At 37.6% G+C, this 22,568-nt stretch carries 20 protein-coding genes and 1 riboswitch; of the genes, 11 read left to right on the forward strand and 9 right to left on the reverse strand.

Annotated elements, in window-relative coordinates:
- Window positions 1-12 precede the first annotated feature (12 nt).
- The 5 genes from ACQ5H4_RS15510 to ACQ5H4_RS15530 all read right to left on the reverse strand — a co-directional run bounded on the left by ACQ5H4_RS15510 (window position 13) and on the right by ACQ5H4_RS15530 (window position 4,890).
- Window positions 13-1,377: a cadherin-like beta sandwich domain-containing protein gene (locus ACQ5H4_RS15510; protein WP_430775913.1), complete on the reverse strand. Its 1,365-nt coding sequence runs from the start codon at window positions 1,375-1,377 to the stop codon at window positions 13-15.
- 67 nt (window positions 1,378-1,444) lie between these two features.
- Window positions 1,445-2,614 carry an ABC transporter permease gene (locus ACQ5H4_RS15515; RefSeq protein WP_430775914.1) on the reverse strand — a complete coding sequence of 390 codons (1,170 nt, stop codon included), beginning with the start codon at window positions 2,612-2,614 and terminating at the stop codon, window positions 1,445-1,447.
- Window positions 2,562-3,302 (reverse strand): ABC transporter ATP-binding protein, encoded by a 741-nt coding sequence (locus tag ACQ5H4_RS15520; protein ID WP_430775915.1) that lies wholly within the window; start codon window positions 3,300-3,302, stop codon window positions 2,562-2,564. Before ACQ5H4_RS15520 ends, ACQ5H4_RS15515 begins: the two co-directional genes overlap by 53 nt.
- Window position 3,303: 1 nt before the next feature.
- Window positions 3,304-4,272, reverse strand: coding sequence for an efflux RND transporter periplasmic adaptor subunit (locus tag ACQ5H4_RS15525; protein WP_430775916.1), 969 nt, complete (start codon window positions 4,270-4,272; stop codon window positions 3,304-3,306).
- A 111-nt stretch (window positions 4,273-4,383) separates the two neighbouring features.
- Window positions 4,384-4,890, reverse strand: coding sequence for a CBO0543 family protein (locus ACQ5H4_RS15530; RefSeq protein WP_430775917.1), 507 nt, complete (start codon window positions 4,888-4,890; stop codon window positions 4,384-4,386).
- A gap of 410 nt (window positions 4,891-5,300) precedes the next feature.
- Here ACQ5H4_RS15530 and ACQ5H4_RS15535 point away from each other — a divergent pair, with 410 nt between their 5' ends.
- From ACQ5H4_RS15535 to ACQ5H4_RS15570, 8 genes are all read left to right on the forward strand, one after another.
- A complete protein-coding gene (locus tag ACQ5H4_RS15535) occupies window positions 5,301-5,459 on the forward strand; it encodes a hypothetical protein (RefSeq protein ID WP_430775918.1) in 159 nt (52 codons plus the stop codon).
- Window positions 5,460-5,553: 94 nt separating this feature from the next.
- Window positions 5,554-7,470, forward strand: a complete 1,917-nt coding sequence (gene thrS / locus ACQ5H4_RS15540) for a threonine--tRNA ligase (protein ID WP_430775919.1) — start codon at window positions 5,554-5,556, stop codon at window positions 7,468-7,470.
- 256 nt (window positions 7,471-7,726) lie between these two features.
- Window positions 7,727-8,827 carry an ATP-binding protein gene (locus tag ACQ5H4_RS15545; RefSeq protein WP_430775920.1) on the forward strand — a complete coding sequence of 367 codons (1,101 nt, stop codon included), beginning with the start codon at window positions 7,727-7,729 and terminating at the stop codon, window positions 8,825-8,827.
- A 234-nt stretch (window positions 8,828-9,061) separates the two neighbouring features.
- Window positions 9,062-9,751 (forward strand): Na-translocating system protein MpsC family protein, encoded by a 690-nt coding sequence (locus ACQ5H4_RS15550; protein ID WP_430775921.1) that lies wholly within the window; start codon window positions 9,062-9,064, stop codon window positions 9,749-9,751.
- 169 nt (window positions 9,752-9,920) lie between these two features.
- A complete protein-coding gene (locus ACQ5H4_RS15555) occupies window positions 9,921-10,589 on the forward strand; it encodes a Na-translocating system protein MpsC family protein (protein ID WP_430776002.1) in 669 nt (222 codons plus the stop codon).
- 66 nt (window positions 10,590-10,655) lie between these two features.
- The gene (locus ACQ5H4_RS15560) at window positions 10,656-11,033 is read left to right on the forward strand and encodes a hypothetical protein (protein WP_430775922.1); all 378 of its coding nucleotides are present in this window, start codon (window positions 10,656-10,658) and stop codon (window positions 11,031-11,033) included.
- 96 nt (window positions 11,034-11,129) lie between these two features.
- Entirely contained in the window at window positions 11,130-11,705 is a 576-nt protein-coding gene (locus ACQ5H4_RS15565; protein ID WP_430775923.1) for a TetR/AcrR family transcriptional regulator, read from the forward strand.
- Window positions 11,706-11,813: 108 nt separating this feature from the next.
- Complete coding sequence (locus tag ACQ5H4_RS15570) at window positions 11,814-13,922, forward strand: MMPL family transporter (protein ID WP_430775924.1); 2,109 nt, start codon at window positions 11,814-11,816, stop codon at window positions 13,920-13,922.
- 40 nt (window positions 13,923-13,962) lie between these two features.
- Here the strand turns inward: ACQ5H4_RS15570 and ACQ5H4_RS15575 are convergent, their stop codons facing one another.
- The 3 genes from ACQ5H4_RS15575 to ACQ5H4_RS15585 all read right to left on the reverse strand — a co-directional run bounded on the left by ACQ5H4_RS15575 (window position 13,963) and on the right by ACQ5H4_RS15585 (window position 19,162).
- A complete protein-coding gene (locus tag ACQ5H4_RS15575; protein WP_430775925.1) occupies window positions 13,963-16,989 on the reverse strand; it encodes an efflux RND transporter permease subunit in 3,027 nt (1,008 codons plus the stop codon).
- 567 nt (window positions 16,990-17,556) lie between these two features.
- Window positions 17,557-18,549 (reverse strand): biotin synthase BioB, encoded by a 993-nt coding sequence (bioB, locus tag ACQ5H4_RS15580; protein WP_430775926.1) that lies wholly within the window; start codon window positions 18,547-18,549, stop codon window positions 17,557-17,559.
- A 22-nt stretch (window positions 18,550-18,571) separates the two neighbouring features.
- The gene (locus ACQ5H4_RS15585; RefSeq protein ID WP_430775927.1) at window positions 18,572-19,162 is read right to left on the reverse strand and encodes a biotin transporter BioY; all 591 of its coding nucleotides are present in this window, start codon (window positions 19,160-19,162) and stop codon (window positions 18,572-18,574) included.
- A gap of 223 nt (window positions 19,163-19,385) precedes the next feature.
- Here ACQ5H4_RS15585 and ACQ5H4_RS15590 point away from each other — a divergent pair, with 223 nt between their 5' ends.
- The gene (locus tag ACQ5H4_RS15590) at window positions 19,386-19,661 is read left to right on the forward strand and encodes a hypothetical protein (RefSeq protein ID WP_430775928.1); all 276 of its coding nucleotides are present in this window, start codon (window positions 19,386-19,388) and stop codon (window positions 19,659-19,661) included.
- A gap of 46 nt (window positions 19,662-19,707) precedes the next feature.
- Here ACQ5H4_RS15590 and ACQ5H4_RS15595 read toward each other — a convergent pair whose 3' ends face one another.
- Window positions 19,708-20,469 carry a class I SAM-dependent methyltransferase gene (locus tag ACQ5H4_RS15595; RefSeq protein WP_430775929.1) on the reverse strand — a complete coding sequence of 254 codons (762 nt, stop codon included), beginning with the start codon at window positions 20,467-20,469 and terminating at the stop codon, window positions 19,708-19,710.
- A 157-nt stretch (window positions 20,470-20,626) separates the two neighbouring features.
- On the opposite strand from ACQ5H4_RS15595, the gene lepB reads away from it, so the two are divergent.
- Together lepB and ACQ5H4_RS15605 are read left to right on the forward strand one after the other, a co-directional pair.
- Window positions 20,627-21,172 carry a signal peptidase I gene (gene lepB / locus ACQ5H4_RS15600; protein ID WP_430775930.1) on the forward strand — a complete coding sequence of 182 codons (546 nt, stop codon included), beginning with the start codon at window positions 20,627-20,629 and terminating at the stop codon, window positions 21,170-21,172.
- 186 nt (window positions 21,173-21,358) lie between these two features.
- Window positions 21,359-21,467: riboswitch (guanidine-I (ykkC/yxkD leader) on the forward strand.
- Window positions 21,468-21,535: 68 nt separating this feature from the next.
- Complete coding sequence (locus ACQ5H4_RS15605; protein ID WP_430775931.1) at window positions 21,536-22,546, forward strand: ABC transporter substrate-binding protein; 1,011 nt, start codon at window positions 21,536-21,538, stop codon at window positions 22,544-22,546.
- The last annotated feature ends 22 nt before the right edge of the window (window positions 22,547-22,568 follow it).

Consider the following 22,568-nt stretch of genomic DNA (forward strand, 5'->3'; position numbering starts at 1 on the left):
ACTCTCCTAAAATTAAAAATTAAATAACGATTTTACCCAGTTCCAAAATGATCCCGTACTTTCTGATGATTGATCAGACGTTTGCATTGCTTGCCTTTTTTGTCCTCGTTGATTTCCAGACACGTTTGACTGAGCACCTGAAGAATTGGTGGTACCCGATACAGAAGCTTCGGTAGATTCATCAGTATTAGAGATTTCAGTAGTTTCTATTTCTTCGATGTCTTTATCAAAAACTAAAACATATGTTTTACGGTCATCTTCGTTTGTAACGGAAACGGAGATCGCAGTTTTTGCTTGATCCGGTAGAGTCACTGTCGTACTCGTGCTTCCTTCGATTTCAACCTCAGCATCACCTTCATCAGCTGTAGCCGCTATTGTAACATTAGCTATGTCTGTACCTACAGCAATATGATATGTGTAGGTATCTGAATCAAAGGTTTTATTCCAAGTCCCTGATGAAACCGTTAATGCTGATAAATTAGCAGTAGTTGGAGTTTCAGCTTGTGCACCTGTACTGCTTGATGTAACCCCCTGAACAGTTGACGATGTACGACTAGATCCAGACCCGGTTTGTGCAGTTGAAACAAGATTGGTAACAGTCGGTTGCTCCTTAGTTGTTGTTGTAGTTGTTGTTTGATTGGTATTGGTTTTTGTATTGTCGGTTATATTCGTATCAGTAGGGCTGTTTACCATTGCCGCTCTTGTGATCGTAACAGTATACGTAGACTGAGTACCATTTTCTGCTGTGATAACGAATGACACGGTGGTTTTACCTACTGGAAGTTCTATGGTATGGCCTTTTTGTTGATCCACAGCAATCCCTTCCACATTAACAGTGGATGTGTCGACTGAGGTTTCAGGTTTCATAGTTATTGAACTTATGGAATTTTCTACAGCAACTGAATAACTTGTGATAGAAGGTGAAAAATCTAGACTTCCACTAGAAAGAGTAAGATTAGATAGATTGCTATTTTCATTTAATGCTCGAAAAATGGTTAGTGTATATGTAGTTACTTCACTACCATTTGTGAGCGTTATGGTAAAAATATTTTCACCTGTATTCAGGGAATAGATCAACTGCTCTTTGCTTGTAACTTCCTCTCCATTAACAGTTAAAATTGTGCCATCGATTTCAGTGTCCAGAAGTAAACTCATGCTATTTATATCATTTGATACAGTTGCTGTGTAGGTGGTTACATCTTTCGAAAATGTTTGATCAAGCTTAAATTCAGTAATTTCGAGTGCTGATAATCGTGTTGTGCTTTCTGCTGTTATGTTTTCCTCGGCACTAGCGTGAGTAATAGGGGAAGTAGAAAAAGTGGCGAAGGTAATCATGGATCCAACAATTGCTACGTTTAGCCCTTTTTTTATATGCATGTTGCACCTCAATTCGTAGTTTCTCTTAAAATATCATCTGGCCATGGTATTCACGGCCAGTGTTAAGTTATTCCTGACGAAGCGCTTGAATCGGATTTAGTTTTGATGCTTTGTTGGCTGGGAACACCCCAAAAACGACTCCTATTAATAGGGAGAATAGGAAAGCAAGTAATGTAACGGATGGGGAGTAAGAAATGGTGATGCTAGAGAATAACTCCATTAGTTTTGAAACTCCTAATCCAATTACAACTCCGATTAAACCTCCGAGTGTACTTAAAACAACGGCCTCTATTAAAAATTGCAATAATATGGATCGACGATTGGCTCCAATGGCTTTTCGTATTCCGATTTCTTTCGTACGCTCAGAAACGGAAACGAGCATGATGTTCATGATTCCGATACCGCCTACAAGCAAGGAGATACTTGCTATGCCACCAAGCATAAGGGTCATTGTATCGGAAACAGAGGTCATCGTCTCCATTAAATCCTCCTGGCTTGATACAGAATAATAGTCACTTGAATTCGGGAAAAGGGTAGTCATCACACCTTGTACTTGGAACATGGCGCGATTTACATCGTCTTCACTCTCAGCTTGAAAGTAGACTGTTCCAATTGCTGTAGTCTGTGTGATTCGCTGGGTAGTTGAAAGGGGAGAGATAATAACATTATCCCCACTCGTACCGAGAGAGGTACCAACAGACTCTAACACTCCCACTACTTGGAAGGATACACCTTCAATTTGTACACTCTGTCCAACTGCGTTTTCATATGGAAACAAAGCGTCTGCAGTAGTTGATCCAAGTACGACCACCTTCTGGCGGAGTTCATTATCCATATCGGTAATGAATCGGCCTTGACTCAATGTTAAATTTCTTACGGATAAGTAAGAAGAAGTTGTGCCTGTTATTGATACCTGTGCGGTGTTATCTTGATTTTTTGCATTTATTCGCCCAGTAACAACAGGGGCCACCTCTGATATACCATTTAATTCTTGAAAATCTAGAATTTGGTCGTCCTTTAGTTGGACTGATTCCGTATCGTTTACACTCAAGGTAATCAGGTTTGTTCCTAAGCTTCCGATTTCATCCGTTACAGACTGTGAGGAGCCTTGTCCAACCCCGACAAGTGTGATAACCGAAGCAACACCGATAATAATTCCTAACATTGTTAAAATGGCTCGGATTTTATTGCTCTTGATACTCTTGAGTGCCATTTTGATAGATTCGACTAGGTTCAAACCAATCACCTCCATTTTCGTAAAGCTGTCCATCGTGAATTCGAACGATGCGATTGGTTTCCTTTGCAACCTCTAAGTCATGGGTAATTATGACAATCGTCTGTCCGCGTTTGTTTAACTCTTTTAACATCTCTAATAACTCTTTACTAGTTTTGCTATCAAGTGCACCAGTAGGCTCATCAGCAAGAAGTACAGGAGGATCTCCCGCTAAGGCTCTTGCGATGGCGACCCTTTGTTGCTGTCCACCTGAAAGTTGTGTTGGCATATGGTGAATTCGTTCACCTAGACCCACTCTTTCTAGACTATTAATGGCTTTTTCTCTGCGGTCCTTTACACTTAAACCTCTATAAACAAGAGGAAGTTCGACATTTTCAAGAGCAGTCAATTTATTTAGTAAATTAAAATTCTGAAAAATAAACCCAATTTTCACATTCCTTATCGCAGCAAGCTCATGATCCTTCATATTGTTGACCTTTTTTCCGTCGAGCAAATATTCACCTGAGTCTGGTTTGTCGAGGCAGCCGATCATATTCATAAATGTAGATTTTCCTGAACCAGATGGGCCGATGATAGAAAGGAAGTCCCCTTCATTAATTTGAAGGGAGACCTCTTGTAGTGCTTTGACCGTTTCGCCGCCTAGTTCGTATGATTTGGACATTTGATTGATTTCAATGACTGGTTTATTCATATTACTCGCCGCCTCTTCCTGCTCTATCAGTAGGAGGTGTACCCATTCCACCGCTTGGGTAGCCACTTGTACCACCAGTGCCAGTGAAATCTCTCATTCCACCTCGATCGGTAGTAGAGTCACTGCTCGAAGAGATTGTAATAGCTAACTGAACCATTTGCCCTTCCTCTAGTCCGGAAACAATCTCGATATTTTGGTCATCATTGATTCCTGTTTCAACCACTTGTTGGGTAGTAACCGCATCTTCATTTTCATTTGCCTCAGACACTTGGATCGTTACATATTTTTCATTGCCATTAACTTTTACAGCTTCAATCGGAACATAGAGAACACTTTGTTTGCTTTCAGTTGTGATGTTTACTTCTGTTGACATTCCTATTAAAAGATTTTTTGGATCATCAAATTGGACAGTTACCTCAAAGCTAGAAACGCCATTTGTAGAAGTTCCTTCTTTAGACACCTTTTTAACCGTACCGGTAAATGTCTCGTCAGGATAGGCACTTGCGGTGATCTTTGCTACTTGTCCTTCTTTAATACTAGCGATATCTAACTCATCTACCGTGATCACCGTTTGAAGAGTTACATAATCGGTCACATGTGCAACAACTTCTCCGTTCTGTAGGTTGTCTCCAGCTTGCACATCAAGAGTGGTAACCGTTCCGGCATGTGGGGCAGTAATCGGATCGCTTCCATCCGTAAAAGTAACTAACTCCGTTCCTTCTTCGATGACATCATTTTCACTAACAAGAACCTCGTCCACTTCGCCACTAGAGGCTGAAGTTACGTCGCTGCTATTAATGGAAGCAACGGTGCCAGAACCACTAACTTGTACTTCAATATCTCCTCTTTGTACGGTAGAAGTCATGACTTGTGCTTCCGCAGTAGCAACTGTTTGGTTGCTTTTATAAAACCAAAAGCCTCCTCCAGCTAACAGAATCACAACAACTCCAATAGACATCCATTTCTTCAAACCTTTTACCTCCTCAGTATGAAAACATAGTTATGAGATCATTATTACGAGGAAACCTTAAAAAAACCTTAAAGATTTTGAAAAGGAGATAGAATTACCAGAGTAAGGTGATTATTTGAGTGGAATATGAAAATACCACAACATAAAGCTAATAATACCCGTCGATAACAAATAGGTTAAAATTGGGCGTGAATAATGTAATCGAATCATGCTATACATGACCGAATAAAAGAGGAGATCCATCCAATAGTAATAATTGTTATGTAAAAGGAGTCTGTCAAATTTATAGAAAATATATTCGATTGCCATGGAAGAGATAACCCATTGGCCAATAAACCAGATTTGTCTAAACAATGGCTTAGCAAATGGATAGAATGATAAATACAAAAGTGTAATCGCAGGCAAAGTAATAAACGTATATAAAAGATCAATAATGGTGTGTGACATCAGGAAGAAATCCGGCTTATATTCCCACAGCAATTTATCATGACAAAAGAAGTTATATAGTAAATTACTCGTGATCACATAAAAAATGGTGTGATTGTATTTCATCCATTCTCGCCAATTGCCGAACCGATAGGCACACAAGAATATTAGGGTAATCAATAGTAAGTGCATAGCTGTCTCCCTACAAGTAAAAATGTTTGATTTGACATTATTTTTCCAAATGATTAAGAAAATATGTTAAAAAGTGTTGACGAAAGGGAAATTATTCTATATATTATCTAATTAATTACAATTCTTTTTGCGATGATAAGGACATGAATGCTACTGTACGGTTAACAGAGAGGGAAGACAAAGGCTGGAATCTTCCTAACGCAGCTGTCGCATTTACCGCCTTGGAGCTGTATTGGTGAAGTCATAGTAATCAATACCGTAGCTGCTACGATACAGCATAACGAAGCCATCTCTCTTTTAAAGAGATGGGAAGTTGGGTGGAACCACGAGATAAACACACTCGTCCCTTGTTAGAGGGATAGGTGTGTTTTTTGTTTTTTTAAGTAAATAAATCATGCAATGAAAAGGACATGAGTGCGACTGAACGGTTAACAGAGAGGGGAGACAAGGCTGGAATCTTCCTAACACAGCTGTTGCATTTACCGCCTTGGAGCTGTATTGGTGAAATGACAGTAATCAATACCGTAGCTGCTACGATACAGCATAACGAAGCCATCTCACTTATTTAAGAGATGGGAAGTTGGGTGGAACCACGAGAAAAACACACTCGTCCCTTGTTAGAGGGACAGGTGTGTTTTTTTATTTATAAAGGAGGCCACAACAATGGAAGTAAATATTCAATTCCCTGATGGAAGCATAAAAAGATATCAAGCAGGTGTAACTTTAGAGGAAATCGCTCAGGGAATAAGTCCAAGTTTGCGCAAGAAAGTGATTGCAGGAATGGTGAACGGAATAATGTTTGATCTGAAAAGAGGAATCCACCACAATGCAAGTGTTCAATTGCTTGAAAGAAATTCAGAAGAGGGTATTAAGATTATGAGACACTCAACTGCCCATGTGTTAGCTCAAGCAATTAAACGGTTGTATAGTCATGTCCATTTATCTATCGGTCCAGTGATTGAAAATGGATTTTACTATGATGTGGATGTCCCAGAAAGCATTACAGTAAAAGACTTAGGGAAAATTGAAAAAGAAATGAAAAAAATCGTTGCTGAAAATCTATCTATTGAAAGGGAAGAGTGGTCAAGAGAGAAAGCGAAGCAGGTTTTTGCAAAAGACCCTTATAAGCTTGAATTGCTTGACGCCATTCCATCTGAAGAAAAAGTAACTGTATATCGCCAAGGTGAGTTCTATGATTTATGTCGAGGACCGCATGTACCGTCCACTGAATATGTAAGAGAGTTTAAATTAACTCATGTATCAGGAGCGTACTTTCGAGGAGATAGCAAAAATAAAATGTTACAAAGGGTGTACGGAGTTGCTTTCAATTCCAAGGAGGAACTTGAGGGATATTTCCATTTTTTAGAAGAGGCTGCTAAGCGAAATCATCGGAAGCTAGGAAGTGAGCTTGAACTGTTCATGTTTTCCGAAGAGGCACCTGGAATGCCATTTTATTTAACAAATGGACAATTGATTCGAAATGAACTGGAAACATTTTTAAGGAAGATTCAAAATTCTTTTGACTATAAAGAGGTTCGAACTCCTATTATGATGAATCAGCGATTATGGGAGCAATCTGGTCATTGGGATCATTATAAAGACAATATGTATTTCTCAGAAGTGGATGAACAAAGCTTTGCTTTAAAGCCGATGAATTGTCCTGGACATATGCTGATATTTAAGGATAAACTTCGTTCGTATCGTGACCTTCCGATTCGAATGGCAGAGTTTGGTCAAGTACACCGGCACGAATTTAGTGGTGCACTAAATGGGCTGTTACGAGTAAGAAGCTTTTGCCAAGATGATGCACATATCTTTGTAACACCCGAGCAAATAGAAAATGAAATTTCTTCTGCTCTACAACTAATTGACTATGTATATAAAGTATTTGGATTTGATTATAGCATTGAGTTATCAACAAGACCGGAAGATTACATGGGGGAAGAGGCGTTATGGGAACGAGCAGAAGGGGCTTTAAAAAATGTTTTAAATAAACTTGGTCTGCCTTTTAAAGTTAATGAAGGGGACGGTGCATTTTATGGGCCTAAGATTGATATCCACATAAAGGATTCTTTAAAAAGGAGCCATCAGTGTGCAACAGTTCAGCTCGATTTTCAAATGCCGGAAAAGTTTGATCTATCCTATATTGATGAACAAAACAAAAAGGTCCGACCAGTTGTTATTCACCGAGCTGTATTTGGCTCGATTGACCGCTTCCTAGGTATATTAATTGAGCATTTTGGCGGAGCCTTTCCTGCATGGCTAGCGCCAGTTCAAGTCAAGGTGATCCCCGTTTCGAATGATGTGCATAGAGAATATGCGATGAAATTAAAACAGCTACTAAAAAAAGATGAAGTTCGAGTAGAGGTTGATCTTCGTGACGAAAAGCTAGGCTATAAAATAAGAGAAGCGCAAATGAAAAAGATTCCTTATGTGTTAGTAGTAGGTGATCGTGAACAGGAAAAACATTCGGTTAGCGTGAGACAGTATGGTTCAGAGAATGTGATGGATATGGATTTTGAACAATTTATTAAAATCCTTCGAGAGATGATTGTTGAAAGGAATTTATTAACAGACTGAATAACTTTAAGAAAAAACTGAAAACAAATTGTAAAATGGAAGAGAATAGTATAATATTTATGTTGGATACAGGGATTAACGCCTTGATCTATTGAATGATACATTCAGGAAAAAAATAATGTAGGTTAACGGACTCTAGATAATTACGCTAGATTTTATAGCCACCATAAGCAATAGGAATCTCTCCTATTGTTTATGGTGGCTTTTTATATGTGGTTTACAAATAAATATACACGAAAGGAGAGTATCCTGCTCAATGGCTAATATTGGAGATGAAACTAAAAGCATTCTATTAAAGGAATTCATAGATATCAACATAAATAAAGGCTTTTCTATCCTCTCAAAGAGCAAGGATACCTTTTTGGTAATCTGCTCTCTAGGAAATATTGAATATGCCAGCCAGCCTTGTGAAGAACTTTTTGGTTATTCAACCAATCATTTGCAGCGGCTAGGATTAAAAGACCTATTCGATACAGAGGTATTAAATGAAGGTCACTCTTTTTATGAAGGAAAATTACAGGGGAAACGTATGACCTTTGAATCAAGAGTAAGGGGGAAGGGCAATAAGACTGCTGATGTAAAGGTCACTCTCATGCCGATTTACTTGAATGATCATTGGATAGGATCATATATCATTTTCGATCAGTCTATCAACTATAAAGATAGTAATGATGTTATCGACCAATTAACTCAATTGTCAGAAAAACGTGCAACTGCTGGTCACTTAGCAGCTGGCATTGCCCATGAGATTCGTAATCCTATAACAGCTATTAAGGGATTTCTTCAGCTATTAAAGGATGAACATGAAGGAAATGAAATTTATTATGGAGTGATTAATTCTGAGATCGAAAGAATAGAACTGATTCTAAGAGAGTTGATGGTTCTAGCAAAACCAAATAAGCAAAAGTATGAAAAGGTGAATATTCAGTTACTACTTGATCAAGTACTGACCCTCATGGAACCACAAGCACTGTTAAACAATATTCAGCTACAGAGAAATTTTTATTTTGATCATGCCTGCCTTTTAGGTGACAACAATCAATTAAAGCAGGTATTTATTAATTTTATAAAAAACTCTATAGAGGCAATGCAAGATGGTGGAACTATTACCATCGAAGGTAGAATATTAACTGACATGAGCATCGAGGTGTCAATTGTAGATGAAGGATGTGGTATGCCGAAAGAAGTTCTTGATCGGGTAGGAGAGCTTTTTTTTACTACCAAAGAGAATGGAACAGGATTAGGGATGCTTGTCAGTCAACAGATAATAAAGGAGCATAAAGGTTCCATCCGTATTAAGAGTGACTCCAAAGGAACATGTATTAAAGTCCAATTTAAGTCTAGAATGGATATTTAGAATTTCAAATTTAATCTTGTTAACTGATGTGAGAAATGATATGATACTCTTTGTCTAATGTCTTGCTGTCATTAGTATTTAAGCAATTTTTTATACATAACAATTATGTTTATTTTATATTACTATACCTGTTGATTGGTAAATGGTAGAAACTATTATATAGTCGTCTTAACCGTGGCCTAACTTCTTTTTCCTGAGAAGTTAGGCCTTTTTATTTATGTAAGGGGGATTTGAATGCTGGCTACGCAAGATGATTTGCATACACTCAGTAGTACATATAGCAAGCTTCTTAAAAGAGGATTTGGGAAAGGACCAGAAACCTGTTTTACTGTTTTTAAGGGGAATAAGCTATACGTGTATATACGGAATTTTATGACACCTGCTGAAGAAATTCTTTATAGTGATCACCAAAATAATTTAATAACAGAGTTTCGAACCTCTGTCATTCAATTACTTTCCGACGAGCTCTTACAAGAATCGTCTAGGTTATTAGGGGTACCATTTCATTCTTTTTATCAAGATTGGAATTATGATACGAATTCAGGAATGCTGCTTCTCGTTTCTAATTCTGTAAACTTTGATATAAAAACAGACGAAAAGGGTAATGATGGAGTGTACAAAGCAATTCGCAAAATCGGTACTCAATTCCATAAAATCCCAGTCGCTTTGCGGACCGTCTCTTCCCCTACTAATAGCTATGCGGTTGAAGCAAAAGGGGTGTTGCTACCACTTGAAAACTTCATTTATGAAAGAGGACAAATGGACCTGTTGCTTACCCAAGCTAGAAACGTTAAAAATGGATATATGACACATAAGAATATAATTGAAGAAGCATTGAATCGCTCCATTGAAGATATTTTTATGATGTGGGATTATGTGGAGAATAAAAATTATCTAATTTTTATTTTTGGTAGAATAAATTAACTATTACAAAGAAAGAAGTGGACGCTAGTATCCGCTTCTTTTTTTGTTTTAAGTGCAAAGATAAAATAAAAAAGCTCTGGGCAACCTAATTCTACCTAAACCAATGTAAGAGCTAAATATGAAAGTGAGGTTTACGGATATGTCTACTGTACCCCTTCATGAAAAACTCATGAACATAAGTAGTTTAACCAGCAAGATGTTACGAAAAAATTTTGGTCGTGGTCCTGATTCTTGTTTTGCCTTTGCAAACGGTCCGTTTCTTGTTTTATACATAAGAGGGTTTCTTTCTCCTATGGAAACCGTTTTGCTTGAAAATGGAAATATAGACAATATAGATATGTCTCGTACAATAGTTATGGGAAAAATTTTGAATCAATTGAAGGGAATACTCGAAGTTGATTTTGAGGATGATGTAAAGTCAAGCTATCACGATTGGAATTATAAACAAAATACAGGTATGATCACGATTGAATTTGAGAGTAATGTAAAAGGGGTGGTTACAGCAAGTGAAGAAACACCAATCCTTAAAGATTTAATTAATGAGGTAAATCGAATAAGCATTATCGTCCAGAAGAAACCGGAAAAGACTGAAGCATTTGCTATTACGCCTAAAGTATATTTGGTAAGAAGAGAAGGGATTTTGGTTGAAATTGAAAAATCATTAATTGAAAAAGGGTATGAGCAAACCCTGATTGTTACAAAAGATGAATTAGAAAAATCATTTTTGCATCATAATGGACATTTTGAAGAAATTTTTAGCCGGCCGGTTGAGGACATTCTTGTAGATTGGGATTTACATAAAGACAATAGCATCATATGTTTTATACTAAAAAATTGACTAATGTTTAAAACCAATTTCATTCGTTCATAAAGATAGTAGTATATTCTCCAAAGAGGTGTCTTTATGATCGAGTTTCTGCAAGAGCTTTTCCATTCCAATAATCAATTAGTGACTTTTATCATGGGTGTAGTCTTTATATTTATAATCGTTTCAATCGTTCGATCGGTATTTCGAATAGTACTTCCATTTGTTGTCATCGGGTTAGTCATGGTTGTTTTTCTTGGACATTCTCCTGATGATGTGATGAATAAAGGGAAGCAGTTTATTGCTCAAGGCTCAAATTTGATTCAAGACCTTATCCCTTTTATTCAGTCAGCTGAAGGGGAAAAGGATGGTGAACTTTCGGAAACACCTCCAGGCTATGCTCCATTTTCTGAGGAAGATGAAAACAGTGAGATATTTAAAAATGATAAAAATGACCTTGAGATAAATAAGTTTTAATTAGTTGTTATCGATGCCTCGTAAACTGTACACAAAGAAAGAAATCCTTTTTTTCACCATAAGGTTTCATTATAATTAGTGAAGAGGTGAAAGCTTATGGCACGTGAACGGAAATTTTCTAATGAAGAACTGTTTCAGTTGGTAAAGAAAATGCTTCTTCAACATGGATATGAAGGATTCCACTTTGGCCTGTTAGCAGAGCAACTGGATGTTTCAAGAGGAGCCTTATATAAATATTACGAAAACAAAGATGAGTTAATTACGGATTTTATGCTGTATGAGATGCAGTTATTTATTGGAGAATTAGCTCAAGTAGAAAATCAGGGAGACTTTGAAGCCCAGTTTGATTTCTTAATGAAGCTTATTTTTGATAAAGCAGAAGTTCATCAACTCATTACGGTTGTCCAACAAATGGAATCTAGTTCAAATGAAAAAGCAAAAGAAAACAAAGAACAGTTAGAAAAGCTTCCTCTAGAAATGTATCGCTATCTGCAAAACTTTATTTCATTTGGGAAAAGGGAAGGCAAACTTAAGGAACATATTCCTGATAGTGTCATGCTCGGATTGATATTTCAATCCATCGCCATTCCTAATCATTTTGGTTTACCAAAGTCGGTTTGGGTGGATTCGATAAAGGAAATCATTAGTAAAGGAATGTTTGCACATTCATAATTGACACAACTGTCACTTACGTTTGATAATAAGGGTGGCAATTGTGTTTTTTATTTTATTCAAAGTGACACTTGTGTCACTATAAATGTTAACTAAGGGGAGAAAAGCATGAAATCCATTCTCAAGAGAATTACTGACCAAGTTTCTACTAGAAAAGGAACATGGGTTACGTTAGGTGTTTGGGTCATAGTAACAGTCCTTCTTGCCATACTTGCACCGAGTGCGAAAGAATACGAATCATCCAATATTACTTCATTGCCTAGTGATGCAAAGTCAGTTATTGCTCAAAATAAACTTGATCAATATTTTAAAGACAATGACGGAATTCCGGCAATTCTTGTTTTTCAATCAAGCGACGCTAAAGCAGTGAATGTATCTGAAATAGAGGCGTTTATCAAGGATGTTGAAAAGGTAGAGGGAGTTAAGGAAATCGTTCCAATAACTACTTTGCCCCCACAAGCCACTGAAAGCTTCTTTTCGGAAGATAAAAGCACTGTTATCCTGCCGGTTACTTTTGAGGCTGACTTTGAAGCGAAAGAGATGCGGGCCTCGCAAGAAAAGATGATAGAGATTGCTGAGGAATCTACGGATTTAACGTTAACGATAACTGGACCTGCTGGTATTGCTGTAGACGCTCTTGATTTGTTCTCGCGAGCAGATGTTGTGCTCCTTTTATCAACTGTAGGCCTTATCCTTGTATTGTTAATAGTCATCTACCGTTCTCCTCTGCTGGCTTTCATTCCACTTCTTGCAGCCGCATTTGTCTATGAAGTGGTGAATCAAGTGCTTGGTCTGATGGGGAAAGCGGGTTTACTTATTAATAACCAAACATTTTCGATCATGACGATTTTATTATTTGCAGCAGTCATTGATTACTCATTATTTGTCTTTTCTCGCTATCGAGAGGAATTAAAAACGTACGATAGTAAACATGAAGCCATGCAAGAAGCAATGAGGGAGACGGGATTACCAGTTTTCTTCTCTGGTGGTACAGTGCTTGCCGCGATGTTAGTATTATTCTTCGCAGAATTTGGAGATTACCGAAATTTTGCACCTATTTTTGCAACGGCAATGCTTGTTATTATGATAGCTTCGATCACATTAGTTCCTGCCCTATTTACACTATTCGGAAGAAAATCGTTCTGGCCTAAGATTCCTAGAGTTGGGGAGGAGTTAGTTAAAGAGAATTCTTTCTGGAGTAAGATTGGTCGAAGTGTAGTGAAGAAGCCAGTTGTTTCAACTGTAGCAATTGGGATTATTTTAACGGTATCGGCATTAAATATGTTCAATCTGAAGTACGAGTTTGATACGATGAAGTCTTTTCCAGAGGATATGCCATCTAGGATAGGGTATGAAATTTTAGAAGAAAAGTTTGAAAAGGGAGATTTAGCTCCAACAACTGTCTTGTTAGAAGCTTCTGAGCAAGTCACGATGGAGCAACAGGACGCAATCATGAAAGAGCTGCAGAAACAACCCCTTGTTAGCAGTGTTCGTCCAAGTAGTGTGACAGAAGATCAAAAAATTATTCAATTTACGCTTACCTATACAGAAAGTCCGTATGATAGTGGAACGATGGATGCGTTGGAGAAAACGAGAGACAATTCACAGCAAATCGTAAAGGATGTAGGACTTGAGGGAGAGCTTTATTTCGCTGGCGAAACAGCTAATCGAATTGATGATCGTTCAACGAATAACAGAGATCTCATCGTCATTGTTCTGTTAGAGTCCATTCTCATCTTTGCTATGCTCATTGTAATGACAAAGTCGTTCAAGTTACCTTTATATATGATGGGGACCATTTTATTATCCTTCCTAGCAGCTGTTGGATTAGGCATGTTCCTGACAAACCTATTTTTTGATATTGATACAGTTAGTAACCGAGTGCCACTCTACTCTTTTGTCTTTTTAGTAGCGTTAGGAATTGATTATAATATCATTCTTATATCAAGGTTTATGGAAGAAAGAAAAATTCACCCAGTCAAGAAAGCCGTTGAAATTGCGGTAGCCAATACTGGTGGTGTAATCTCTTCGGCAGGAATCATTTTAGCTGCTACCTTTGCCGTGTTAATGACTCAACCGATTCAACTATTATTTGTATTTGGCTTTATTGTTGCGGTCGGGATTTTATTAGACACCTTCTTAATCCGAGGAATTTTATTACCCGCATTGCTTGTTTTGTTTGAAAAAGATTCGTCTATGCAAAAAGGTCAGCAATAAGGAACAGAGCCAGTCACAAGTACGGTGACTGGCTTTGTTTTTATGCTTCCATACTTTGTTCGTTTGCTAATTGAGTTCGTTGTTTCTTAGACTTTTTAAAGTGTAAAAGCTCATAAATCACCGGTATGACCACAAGAGTCAGTAGGGTTGCTGCTGCTAATCCACCAATAACAACAACAGCTAAGCTCTGTGACACAAGGGCACCTGTTTCTGCTTTTTTAAACAGAAGTGGGAGCATGGCACAAATGGTTGCAATAGCAGTCATTAAAATCGGTCGCATTCTCGTTGCAGTTGCTTCCACAATTGCTTCCCGAATAATCAATTTTTGTTCGTTTTGTTTAATACGGTCTAACAATACAATCGCATTCGTGACGACGATACCAATCAGCATAAGGGCACCCAAGAGAGCCGTAACATCAACAGGAATGCGGCTAATCACTAGTCCAAGCACTGCACCAATCGCTGCAAGTGGAAGGGAGAATAGTATAGCGATAGGAGCTCTTACTGTTTTGAATGTAATCACCATGATTAAGAAAACAGCTCCGATGGAAACAATCATGGTCATAAATAAATCAGAGAAGTCATTCGCTTGTTGAACACTAGCTCCTCCAACAAAAACCTCTACATCATCAGGTAGATTGATTCCACCATTTCCCTGAACACCAAATATAGCTTCATTCATTTCTTTTGAGATGTCTGAAATGCGTGCAGAATCAATATTTGCTGTTACTCGAACATATTGGTCCCCATTTTTATGGAAGACACTCGTTGATTCTTCATTTTTCGTAACTGAAGCCACCTCAGAAACAGGGACTAAGCCAGTTTGGGTAATTACAGGAATGTTTTTAATCTCATCCACTGTAGCTGGAGTTAGCATAGGTTCTAATAATACAGGCGTATCTTGTTGATCTAGTTGTATCATACCAATTGGCATAGCATTCAGCATGGCAGCCAAAGCTTGAGCGGTTTGTTCAGAGTTTACTTTACTAGAGTCCACTTCAAGTGAAAAGACGGTTTTCTTTTCTTCGAAATTGGTAGAAACTTTTTCAACACCATCAATACTCGAAATCTCATCCTTCACTTTTAAAGCTGTTTCTTCTAGGTTAGATAAGGAGTCACCCATCACATCGATCGTGATTTGGGAAGATGAGCCAGACATCATCGAACTAGCTGAAACCGTAAGCTCGGCATCGCTATAATTCTCTTTTTCCCCTTCAATCAGTTTGATCATGTGATCTGTATCTTTTTTATCTTTAAGAATAATAGAAAAGCTTGTTGCTGTTGGTGATTTTACGTCCCCGTATTGAGCAGCTTCTGCTGAATTCCCCATTTGAGTAAAGTTATGTTCGACCTCTTCTTGTTTAAGAATGAATTTCTCTAGTTTGAGAGAGCCTTCCTTTACCTCGTCAATAGGGGTATTATTCGGGTACGTTAGATTGGCCACGATGAAATCGGAGCTTGAGCTATCCATGGCACCTTTCGGCAGCGTTAAATAGGTTACAATCGATCCAGCAAAAACAAATAGTGCTAGGAGGAGGACTGCCCATTTATGATTGAGTGACCAAGTTACTAGCTTAATGAATTTTACCGATGGCTTATGTTCTGGCAGCTTTGTATTTTTCAGCAGGCCTGCGCTCATAAGTGGAACAACCGTTAAGGCTACGACTAATGAAGCGAGCAGGGAATAGGTAATCGTTAAGGCAAATGGAAGCATGATATCCTGAAGTGACCCACTTACAAGACCGATAGGTAGAAATACTGCCACGGTTGTTAAGGTTGAAGATGTGATGGCTGTTCCTACTTCTTTTGTTGCCTCTATTACTAAAGGTACTGAGAATTTTTCTTTTTGCATTTTACGGAATATATTTTCGATCACTACGATACTATCGTCTACTAAACGACCAACTGCTACTGCCACTCCCCCTAGAGTTAGAACATTAAGTGTAATTCCTGATCGTGACAGGAGGAATAATGTAAAAGCTAGGGACAATGGAATAGACACAATTGTAATAAAGGTCGAACGAATGTTTCTTAGGAAAAGCATAATCACAATCGTGGCAAACAATGCTCCAAGTAACACTTCCTTCATCATGGTGTGTACAGAGTTTTCAACCATATCGGTTAAGTCTAAAACCACTGTTGTCTTTGATTGGCTAAACTTCTCATTCAGTTCCTTGATTGATTCATCAAGCTCTTTACTGATAGATACGGCATTAGACGCACTATCCTTTGTCACTATTAGGAAAAGACCATCTTCCCCATTAATGTGATTCAATGTATCATTGGGTTCCTGTTTATCAACTGTTGCGATATCCTTTAAACTAACCCCTGGAGATACTTGTAGATTTTTTAGTTCATCGAGACTATCGATACTGCCTATCACTTTAATATTACTGGATTTACCATCTATTGTTTGCTCACCGACAGCCATTGAAGAATTCTGTCCTTGTAACACAGTCATGATGGTTTGAAATGGGATCTGTGTTTGTGCAAGTATTGCGTTATCTATTTTCACAGATACATAGGAATTCGCTTCGCCCATAGTTTGTATATTAGCAATACCGTCAATATCCTTTAAAACGGGAACAATTTCTTTTTTAGCAAATTCCACATTTTCAGCCGTTAATCCGTCTTCAAACGTGATTGAAATCTGTGAGATCGGAATCATATTCGTATTTAGTTGAATAATATTTGGTTTTGACACGTTTGGTGGAAGGGTAAGCGTACTCAGTGCATCCTGTACCTCTAGCTTCGCATCCTTCATATTGGTTTTGGAGTCGTAATAGATATCAAGCTTGGAATATCCGTCTCCTGTAGTCGAAAAAATATTGGTTTTTCCTTTTACTCCTTCAAGTACCGTTTCCATTGGATTCGTGACTTGCTTTTCCATTGTGTCAGAGTCTGTTCCTTGACCGAGCACAACGACTGAAACTTGTGGCTGGTCAGCTGCAGGAAAGAATTCCATAGGTAATGTTGTGTAGCTTAGGATCCCTAAGCCGAGGACCAAGATCGTAAGAATGGATACAGCCGCTTTGTTACGAAAGGCCCACCTTGTAAAAATAGACATTGTAAAATTTCCCCTCTCATGGAAAAAACTAATAATAATCACAAGATGAATCATAACATAATTTGTTCATGACTAAGAACAGTCTCTAGACCGATACCCTAATACTTACAAAGACTTAATAAAAGGGTTTTCTTGAATTTAATGATAATTTTTGGTTAAGATTGTTCGTTTTATTGAATTCTATAGAATCAGTTATAACTGAAATCAAATTTCACTGTGTATGAGATAAACGGAAAAATTCCGGCTAAATTGGGAAATACTCATATTTCCTTAAAAATAAGGGGCCTTTTTCCGTTTATATTATCCAAATCGTTTAATTTGGTCATATTTTGAGCATTTAATCGGAATATCTCCGCCTATTTCCGCTTCTTAGGCTTCCCCTATATACATTAACAGGAAATTCTCCGCCTATGACCTCTCATGCCTACCCGATATCGATACGGTGAAGGCAAAAATGGTTTGCAAACTTCTTAATGAGCAAAATTCGTAATTCTCAATCCGTAGAATTAGTAATTAAAGCAAAAAGAGCAAGGGTATAAGCCCTTGCTCTACTTTTGTTATGCCTTTTTATGCTGTCGTTTCTTCCTTAGCAAATTCAATTTCAAATCCGAGGTCTTCTAGCATTTTGTGATCTGCCGTTGTTTCTTGCCCAGCGGTTGTTAAATAATCACCCACAAAAATAGAATTAGCAGGGTACAATCCGAGAGGCTGAAGACTTCGAAGATTAACTTCTCGACCGCCAGAAATCCGAATTTCCTTCGATGGATTAATAAAGCGCATTAAGCAAAGAACTTTTAAGCAATAACGGGGATTTAACTCATTTACTCCTTGAAGGGGTGTACCATCAATGGCATGAAGGAAATTAACAGGGATAGAATCAGCATCCAAGATTTTTAGGCTTCTTGCCATGTCAATCACATCTTGTTTCGTTTCCTTCATTCCAATAATGACTCCAGAGCACGGAGAGATGCCTGCGTTCTTTACTAGCTCGACTGTATTTATTCGGTCTTCATATGTATGGGAGGTAGTAATGGATTCATGGTGACTCGCTGACGTATTAATATTATGATTGTATCTGTCGACGCCCGATTCCTTTAATCGTCTAGCCTGTAGTGGGTTAAGTAGACCTAGACAAGCACAAACCTTCAGGCCGTATTTTTCCTTTATTTCCTCGACGGCTGAAGTGACAATATCCACTTCTTTTTCGCTTGGACCTCTGCCACTTGCAACAATACAGTACGTGCCAGCGTTTAGTTGATAGGCACGTTCAGCACCTTGCAGAATCGTATCTTTGTCCATCATTCGATATTTTTGGATAGGTGCACTTGAGATGCTGGACTGGGCACAGTAACCACAATTTTCTGGGCATAGTCCTGATTTGGTGTTGATGATCATGTTAAGTTTTACTTTGTTGCCGTAATAATGACTTCGTATTACATAAGCTGCCTGAAGGATTTCAAGCAGCTCATTATCAGGACAGATAAGGATACTTAACGCCTCATCATTCGTGAGCTCGTGGCCATTTAATACATCAAGAGCAAGTTTTTTCCAGTTAATCACCATGTATCCTCTCTTTCAGCTATTAAGCAGTTCTTTTTAAATGTTTGAAGCTACCCTTTGATAAAACTGTTTTTTCTAGTCTAAAAGCAAGAATTGCAGCTAGTACTGTAAGAATAATATCCTTTGGCATTGGGACAACCATCCATGACCATGCCATTTGGTAAGTAAAACCTTCAGGGGCTGCAGCCCAAAGTTTGTATGCCGCGTACATCCAATTTGTTCCTAATACATAATTAATAACAAGTCCGACCATAGCAGCTGTGATGAAGGCAGAAAGTGATCGGTTCTTTTCTACGATTTTTCCTACTACAAAAACAGTAATAACATACGAAACGATAAATCCAAAAGTTGGACTCAGGAGAGTGGAAAAACCAGCTCCAAATCTAGCGAAAACCGGAACACCAACTAATCCAACAAGGGCATAAACCGTCATGGAAATCGTCCCTAAACGACTACCAAGAATCAAACCTGCTAAAATAGCAAAAAAAGTTTGTAGTGTAATTGGAACTCCTCCTACCACCAAAAATGGCACAAAAGAGGTAATGTTTGCACCTACTGCCATTAATGCAACAAACATCGCTGCTAATGTAAGATCAATTGTTTTTAATTTCATAAAAATCTCCCCTTTATTTTATTTATATAAATAAAGAATAAATTTTCAGAGTGTTTATTGTCAACTAAATATTTTTTAGGTTAACAAAAAAATCGTACCTCTAGAAAAAAGAGGGTCAAAAAAGCTCAAAAAATTGTCATATTCCTTTCGATAAAACATGTTTCTTTTTCCTCATAACCGTAGTAAAATACGCTTATAAAATGGAAGGGAAGAGACGAGAAAGATGAAGTTTCCTAAAGATGTAATACTTGATTCTGTTGTTGAACGAAAAAACCACGAAGCCTATGGATTAGAATTTGTCCAAGAACTTGGAAATGATGATGCTGGTTACTCAGAAATGGTCGTTATCATTTTTAAATATAAAGATAAATACTACAGTGTAGATATCCAACATGTGAATGGTGAGAATAATTACGATCATTGGGATAATGAGGTTGACTGCCCTGAAGTCGTTCGTAAGGAAGCTATACAATATTATTGGGAAGAAGTTAAACAATAAAACAATGGAAAGGCATCAAGATGGACTCTCATCTTGATGCCTTTTATTATTCCTTAACGGCGATGACACGAATTCTTTTATAATCAACAATCCATTGGTTATCTTGAAATAATTTTGTTTTTAGTTGATGTTCTATCCTTTTGATGATTTCCTCTTGCTCCTCTTCATCTAATCCACGAAAAAAACTTAGTGCGAACATCTTTATCCAGTTCTTTAAACCGTTCGGCCCTTCTAGGGGAGTTGTTCTATCATAATGTTGGGCAAAAGTAACTCTAAAACCGACCTCTTCCATTAATGATGAGTATTCACCAATACTAGGATAATACCATGGTGAATCCGTTATATCTCTCCCTAATTGATGGCTAATTTCATCAATGATGGATTGTACATTCCCTTTACCACCAAATTCTGCTATGAATCTTCCGCCTTGTTTTATGCTTTTGTATATACAGTCTAAAGCTTGCTTAGGTTTTGTTACCCAATGAAGAGTAGCGTTAGAAAAAACAGCATCAAATTCATTTGTGTAAGGTAGTTGTGTTGCATCTTGGACGAAAAAAGGTATTTCAGGATATTTTTCTAATGCTAGTGTAATCATATTGTTTGATTTATCTACCCCTATCACGTGAACCCCTTGATCAAATAATCTTTTTGCCAAATCACCGGTTCCACATCCTAAATCAAGAATTCGCTCTCCTTTGCGGGGTGCTAATACTCCAATGAGACTATTCCCGTATTTCGATACAAATGAGTGATTTTTATCGTATAAATTCGCATTCCATTGATCTGTTTGATGTGAAACGTTCTCCATACTCAACTCTCCCTTGTTTGAATTATCAAAATTTTAACATATAAGAAATAGTTTCCAACTGAAATATGATATGGTATTAGATAAGCGGTCGAAATAAGGGGAAATTAATATAACATTAAGCAGTTATGTAACATTCAAATGAAGGAGGAAAATCGATGTGAGTGATACTACAAAAAAGGAAGTTTATTCTTGGTTTAAATCTATTGTGTTTGCATTTATTGTTGCTTTTATTTGTCGTCACTTCCTATTCTCACCAGCGATTGTTTATGGGGAATCTATGTTACCAACCTTTCAAGAACATGACCGGCTGTTGGTAAGTAAAGTATCGGATATTCAACGTTTTGACCTAATAGTATTTAATGCACCCGATTCAGATGAGCGGTATATTAAAAGGGTAATTGGCTTGCCTGGAGATCAGGTAGAAGTGAAAGATGATACACTCTATATCAATGGAAAACCGATGGAAGAACCGTTCTTAGAAGATATAAAAAAAGATCTAGTATTAAATAAATTAACTGGAGACTTTACACTTGAGGAGTTAACAGGGAAATCAGTCGTGCCTGATGGAGCGCTATTTGTTATGGGAGATAACCGGCTACATAGTAAGGATAGTCGATTCTTTGGCCCAATCCCTGTATCTTCATTGATTGGAGAAGTAAAGGTACAGATTTATCCATTAAGAAAAATAGGAATGCCAGAATAACTACTTTAGGAATAGTATACACTCATGAAGCACTTCGAAATATGGAAGTGCTTTTTTTATGTGAAAATAAAAACCCTGTTAGAAAATGTAACACGTGTGTTGGGGGAACATCTTAATCCATATATACTGAAACCAACTTAGAACATCAAAATTACATAAAGGCTCTCTAAGCAGTGTCAGTGAGAGCAAAAAGCTGTCTAGGGTTCCGTTGATATGATGTCGTATCAAGTCTGGTCCAAGAGAGAGCGTATAGAATTATATTCTATATACACGGAAGGATAAAAGCCTGGGAGATTCATTCTCTCACTCTTTTATCCTTCTTTTTTTTTTCAAAAAACAAAATCTAACAATGAGGTGAAGAGAATGAGAAAAATGAAGTTTGTATTTTTAGCAGTCGTATTGGTTGGAGCAATGTTCTTAACTGCTTGTGGAAGTTCAACAAAAGAAACCTCTGGAAGTGAATCTAGTGGCAGTACCGTAAAAATTGGTTTTAGTGCACTACCTAGCTGGTACTTATGGCATCTTGTGGATCAAAAGGGATTCTTTGAAAAATATGGCGTTGATGTTGAATTGGTCTATTTTCCAGTCTATGCTGACTCCTTATCGGCCTTAAATACAGGAAAAATTGATGGAAATACTCAAGCGTTGTTAGATGCAATTCCCCCTTTAGATAAAGGAATTGATTTAAAAACCATTTTTATTACGGATAATTCTATCGGTGGTGATGGAATCGTTGCCACAAATGATATTCAATCGGTTGAAGATTTAAAAGGAAGATCTGTTGGTACTGAACTAGGAACGATTGAACACTTCTTCCTACTTACTGCTCTTGAAGATGCAGGTATGACGGAATCTGATGTGAAATTCACAAACCTGACTGTGCCTGATGCAGGGAATGCTTTCCTATCTGGAAATATTGATGCAGCTGGGCTTTGGGAGCCATTCTTAAGCAAAGCCGTTGCCAAGGAAGGCACACATAAACTGGTTACTTCTGCTGATTATCCTGGGTTAGTATCTGATGTGTTTGTTGTTCGAGAAGAGGTTACAAAAGAGAAGAAAGAAGAGTTACAAAAGATTGTAAATGCATGGTTTGATGCGGTTGACTACTTGGAAAAGAACCAGGAAGAATCCATTGACATTATTGCCAAAGAGGCTGGTATTACTAGTGAAGAGTTAACAGAAGGATTTAAAGGATTCAAAATGTTTACCCCTGAAGATAATCTTGCTTCCTTCAAAGAAGGAAATAGTTACGATTCATTCTACTATACAGCAGAAAAAAATGCAGAGTTCTTAAAGAGACAGGACTATGTGGATGAAATACCTGACTTCTCCAATTTTGTTGATTCGACCTTTGTTGAAAATGTTTCAAAATAATAAGAATAGAAGGGGTGAGTGA

Origin of the sequence: Bacillus coreaensis (assembly GCF_050586445.1) — a bacterium.
Lineage (GTDB): Bacteria > Bacillota > Bacilli > Bacillales > Cytobacillaceae > Robertmurraya_A > Robertmurraya_A coreaensis.